This is a genomic window from Hydrogenoanaerobacterium sp. (assembly GCF_032017025.1).
Lineage (GTDB): Bacteria > Bacillota > Clostridia > Oscillospirales > Ruminococcaceae > Hydrogenoanaerobacterium.
Genome location: NZ_DALZQO010000042.1, coordinates 1 through 4,706 on the forward strand (window position 1 = coordinate 1; position 4,706 = coordinate 4,706).

5 protein-coding genes and 1 pseudogene are annotated in these 4,706 nt (G+C 52.1%); 4 read left to right on the forward strand and 2 right to left on the reverse strand.

From position 1 onward, the window contains the following. The 3 genes from RTV33_RS15400 to RTV33_RS15410 form a co-directional block, all read left to right on the forward strand. Positions 1–1,127 (forward strand): DNA cytosine methyltransferase (locus RTV33_RS15400; RefSeq protein ID WP_312645733.1); only part of this gene is annotated, 1,127 nt, incomplete at its 5' end. Continuing rightward, on the forward strand, positions 1,103–1,360 hold the full coding sequence (locus tag RTV33_RS15405; RefSeq protein ID WP_109708948.1) for a hypothetical protein: 258 nt from the start codon (positions 1,103–1,105) through the stop codon (positions 1,358–1,360). The genes RTV33_RS15400 and RTV33_RS15405, both read left to right, overlap by 25 nt. A gap of 2 nt (positions 1,361–1,362) precedes the next feature. Next, complete coding sequence (locus RTV33_RS15410) at positions 1,363–1,950, forward strand: hypothetical protein (protein WP_109708947.1); 588 nt, start codon at positions 1,363–1,365, stop codon at positions 1,948–1,950. A gap of 47 nt (positions 1,951–1,997) precedes the next feature. On the opposite strand, the gene RTV33_RS15415 is transcribed toward RTV33_RS15410, so the two are convergent. Together RTV33_RS15415 and RTV33_RS15420 are read right to left on the reverse strand one after the other, a co-directional pair. Then, on the reverse strand, positions 1,998–2,495 hold the full coding sequence (locus tag RTV33_RS15415) for an AAA family ATPase (protein ID WP_109708946.1): 498 nt from the start codon (positions 2,493–2,495) through the stop codon (positions 1,998–2,000). Positions 2,496–2,559: 64 nt separating this feature from the next. Continuing rightward, complete coding sequence (locus RTV33_RS15420) at positions 2,560–3,018, reverse strand: VOC family protein (RefSeq protein WP_109708945.1); 459 nt, start codon at positions 3,016–3,018, stop codon at positions 2,560–2,562. A gap of 154 nt (positions 3,019–3,172) precedes the next feature. Between RTV33_RS15420 and RTV33_RS15425 the strand changes: the two are divergent. Beyond that, positions 3,173–4,706: pseudogene (locus tag RTV33_RS15425) on the forward strand (VirB4 family type IV secretion system protein); the annotation flags it as partial.

Consider the following 4,706-nt stretch of genomic DNA (forward strand, 5'->3'; position numbering starts at 1 on the left):
GAACTGAGCGAAGTTTGCAACGACGAGGCGGCGGTGGCAGGAACCCGGCAGGGCTGCTGTTTGCGGCAGGCGTTGTCAGCAAGGGGGACGGGGATTGTTTTCTGACCCCCGAAACGCACACCTCGCTAACTGGCGGTGGTGGGCAGGCCGGACAGGGTTACCCCTGTGTGCTAACCGCAGGCTTCTGCGGCAGCGCAAGTGCCGACGCCAGAGGAATCGGCTATCAGGCGGAGTGTTCCCCTACCATTAAAACCGGCACTGCGCCATCAGTTCTGTGCCTCAACGATCAGGGCGGCAGCCAGATGCACTGTACTGATGATATCACCGGTACGCTCCGTGCCCAAGAGCATGGACACCAGCCGCTGGTGTTTGACAACCATGCACAAGACTCTCGTTTTACCGGGCCGGTGGCGGTATCGCAAACGGTATCCGCAGGCTTTGGGCAGGGCGGGAACAACCAGCCGCTGGTCATGGCGACCCAGCAGGGCGGCGCTGAAATTGGCGAGGGTGTCTGCCCAACCATTACCTCCGCAGCAGGAACCTCCGGCAATAACCAGCCGGTGTTATTTGAAAATCACGGCATTGACAGCCGCTACACCGGCCCCCATGCAGTAGCGCCCACAATGTCCGCCCGTATGGGAACCGGGGGCAATAATGTTCCGCTGGTGGGAAGTCCCGCAATGCAGGAAACCATTTGCATTGCGGGCAACACCATCGACCGGGAACCGGAAAACGGCGGCAACGGCCTCGGCTGTCAGCCGGACATCAGCTACACCATTACGACCTCTGACCGGCACGCCGTGTGTGAACCATACCAAGAAGTAGTGGGCGCACTTTGCCGCGGGGATGAGAAAGGCATCGGCAGTCAGTATGTCAGTCAGAACAAATGCATCGTGGAAAGACGCAACCTCATCCGCAGGCTGACCCCGCTGGAATGCGAACGGCTCCAAGGCTTCCCCGATGGCTGGACGCTGATTCCCGGTGCATCGGACAGCGCCCGGTACAAGGCGCTGGGCAACAGCGTGGCGATACCCTGTGTGGACTTTGTTCTCCGTGGTATCGCCTATTTTTTGCAAAAAATCTACGAGGAGGAATTACCCCCATGTACATCTACCCCGACAACCTAAAATCCAAGGCTACCCTGTGGCTGTGGGAGCTGCGGGATATCGGAATCATCGGCATTGGCTGCCTGATTTCTGTCTTCGCTTTTTCCAGGCTGGGCTGGCTGCCACCCATTGTCCTGACAGCGGTCTATGCCTTTTTATCGATCCGCTTCGAGGATGTGAGCATCCTTGATTTTATCCGTTACGCCGCCGCTTTCTTTTTCGGAAAGCAGCAGACCTATGAATGGAGGGCGTGAATATGAACCGAAAAGAGAAACGGGAGGCCGGAGAAAAAGCCTCCACCCGCCAGCTCATGGGCATTGAGGGCATCACCGGCCACAGCCTTGCGACGCCTCACGGTGAGCTGGTGTTTTTTATGATTAAGCCCACCAATATCAGCGTTCTGTCTGATTCCAGCATCGGGGCAAGGATTTATGCCCTTATGAATGTGCTGAAAGGCATCTCGGATATCGAAATGCTGTGCTTAAACAGCCGTGAAAACTTTGAGGACAACAAGAGCTATCTGAAAGCCAGAATGGCCGCCGAGCAGAACCCTGTCATCCGAAAGCTGCTGGCACAGGATCAAACCGCCCTTGACCGTATGCAGGTGCAGATGGCGACGGCAAGGGAATTCTTAATCATCATCCGGCTGAAAAATGAAAAGGAAAGCGATGTTCAGCCCTATCTTTCCCGCATCGAAAAGAGCCTCAAGGATCAGGGCTTCATGGTGCGCAAGGCGGGTGAAAGCGACATCAAGCGCCTGCTGGGCGTCTATTATGAGCAGAATGTTACAACGGAGATGTATGAGGATTATGATGGGGAGCGCTGGGTGATTTTGAATGAATGAGCAGAAAAAGGGGAAGTCATATCTCATTGACTTCCCCCTTTTTCTATTTAGCAGTGATGAATGATATAATTTGCCACTTGCTCTGGAATTATTTCTGATACATCCACCTTAAAGGTATTCAGTTTTCCGTAAAGAGGGATTCGTTCCATGCTTCTGAGGACTACATCTTCCGTGCGAATACCGGCAGCAATGTCTTTTTCCAATCGGGTTCGCAGGGATTGTTCACTGCAAATCAGGGAAATAGAATGCACCTTACAGTTGACCGTATCCAGCCGTGAAAGGATATCGTCAATGATAGCCTGCTGGTGCATCACCCAGCAGAATATGATGTTTTCATAGGCAGAACACCGAATAAAGTTATTCAGAATATAGCAGATGTTTTCTAATACCATCTGCTTTGTTTCCTCTGTCACGTGAAAGGGATGCATATCCCAGCACCAATCACCATCCAGAAAAATGCTGTTGTTTAGTTTTTGTTTTAGAATTTGACAGGTAGCTGTTTTTCCTGCTCCCATCGTGCCACCTATTAGAAATAAGTTTTTCATGGCAGTACCTTTCTTTTAAAGGGTGTTAAGTGATGAAACCTGTGATGATTATGTATCCGCCGCATTAAATTTTTCTTTTTCGCCAGCTTTGAAGCTCAAGGATATTGCCTTCCGGGTCACAGGCATATACAAAAACCGCCTCCGTATTGTTCGGATATGCGGCAGTTACCACTTCTCCGACAGTGCTCCCGCCTGCACGAAGAATTTCAGACAGAGTATCTTCCACATCGTCAACTTCAAAAGCGATATGTGCAATGCCAGGGCGGTTAATTTCAGCTGGTAGATATTCTTTCATCTCATCATAAGAGAATATTTCAAGGGTTGGATGGTCTCCCTCATAGCCGGGCAAAAGCAGGTGTTCTCCACAAATATGGGCGTTGGTCAAACAGGTAAGATTATCTAACCATGCTCCGCTTAGATCGCGTGTTTCATTAATACTCTTGCAATGGAGAACTGTCTTATAAAAATCTATAAGCTTGCCCGCATTCTGGGCAATGATATTTGTATGAACGTATCTAAACACGATTAGTTGCTCCTTTTTTGTTATATTTTGAATAAATATTCTGCCTTTATTATACCTCAAATCCTTACCAAAGTGAACCATTTTACTTCAAGCCGTCACAAACGTGGCGGCTTTTCCTATACCCAAAATCAAAACCAGAAAGGAAGAAACGCCGATGGCAAGAAAAAGAAAGCCCCAATCCCCGCCGCAGGAGGATGTGAAAATCAAGGATTTCCTTGACATGATCGCTCCGGGCATCATCAAATTCAACACCGACCATTTCCTCTGCGGCAACACCTACCGCTGCGTGTGGGTGCTGCGGGAATATCCCACCGCCACCGAGGAACAGGCTATCCTGCGCCACCTTGGAGAAAAGGACGGTGTGACCCTGCGCATTTACACCCGTCAGGTAACGGCAGCCGAGGAAAAGAAGATCATCCACAATGCCGCCAACAAGAACCGCATGGATAAGAGCAGTACCAACGACCTCCAGCAGACGGTCACCGCCGAGAGCAATTTGCAGGATGTGGTCACGCTGGTGTCCTCCATGCACCGGAACCGGGAGCCGCTCCTGCACTGCGCCGTGTTTTTGGAGCTGACCGCCCATGATCTTGATGGACTGAAGCTCCTCCAGACCGATGTCCTGACCGAGCTGGTGCGCAGTAAGCTCAATGTGGATCGGCTCATGCTGCGCCAGCGGGAGGGCTTTCTCGCTGTAGGCCCTGCCGGATACAACGTGTTCGCCAGCCAGTTTGAACGGGTGCTGCCCGCCAGTTCCGTGGCGAACCTCTATCCCTTCAACTACAGCGGCAAGACCGATCCCCGCGGGTTTTACCTCGGCAGGGACAAGTTCGGCTCGAATATCATTGCGGATTTTGACAAGCGCGATGATGACAAAACCAATGCGAATGTGCTGATACTCGGCAACTCCGGCCAGGGCAAGAGCTATCTTCTTAAGCTCATTCTCTGCAACATCCTTGAATCGGGCAAGTCCGTTCTGTGTCTGGACCCCGAGCACGAATATGTGGAGCTAGCGGAAAACCTCGGCGGCTGTTTCATTGACCTTATGTCAGGCCGGTACCGGATCAACCCGCTGGAGCCGAAAACGTGGGATGAGGGCGGCAGCCCGGAGGATACCGACGCACCCCAGGCATTCCGCCAGTCCACCAAGCTCAGTCAGCACATCAGCTTTCTCAAGGATTTCTTCCGGTGCTACAAAGATTTTTCCGACCGCCACATTGACGCCATTGAAATCATGCTGGGCAAGCTGTACGAACAGTTCGGCATCAGCGACCGCACCGATTTCAGAAAGCTGGCAGCCACGGACTATCCCATTCTGTCCGACTTATATGCCACCATTGAAGCCGAATACAAAGGCTACGACAAGACCAAATACCAGCTCTATCCGCCGGAGCTGCTGCAGGAAATCCTGCTGGGGCTCCACTCCATGTGCATGGGCGCCGAGAGCCAGTTTTTCAACGGCCACACCAACGTGACCTCAGACCGCTTTATTGTGTTCGGCGTCAAAGGGCTCTTACAGGCTAGCCGGAACGTGAAAAATGCCTTGCTATTTAACGTGCTTTCCTTCATGAGCGATAAGCTGCTGACCGAGGGGAACACCGCCGCCGCCATTGACGAGCTGTACCTTTTCCTCACCAACCTGACGGCCATCGAATACATCCGCAATTTCATGAAGCGTGTGCGCAAAA

Excerpts from the sequence above, each read along its gene's own strand:
- RTV33_RS15415 (WP_109708946.1), bottom strand. The coding sequence starts at position 2,495 with ATGAAAAACTTATTTCTAATAGGTGGCACGATGGGAGCAGGAAAAACA.
- RTV33_RS15410 (WP_109708947.1), top strand. The coding sequence starts at position 1,363 with ATGAACCGAAAAGAGAAACGGGAGGCCGGAGAAAAAGCCTCCACCCGC.
- RTV33_RS15405 (WP_109708948.1), top strand. The coding sequence starts at position 1,103 with ATGTACATCTACCCCGACAACCTAAAATCCAAGGCTACCCTGTGGCTG.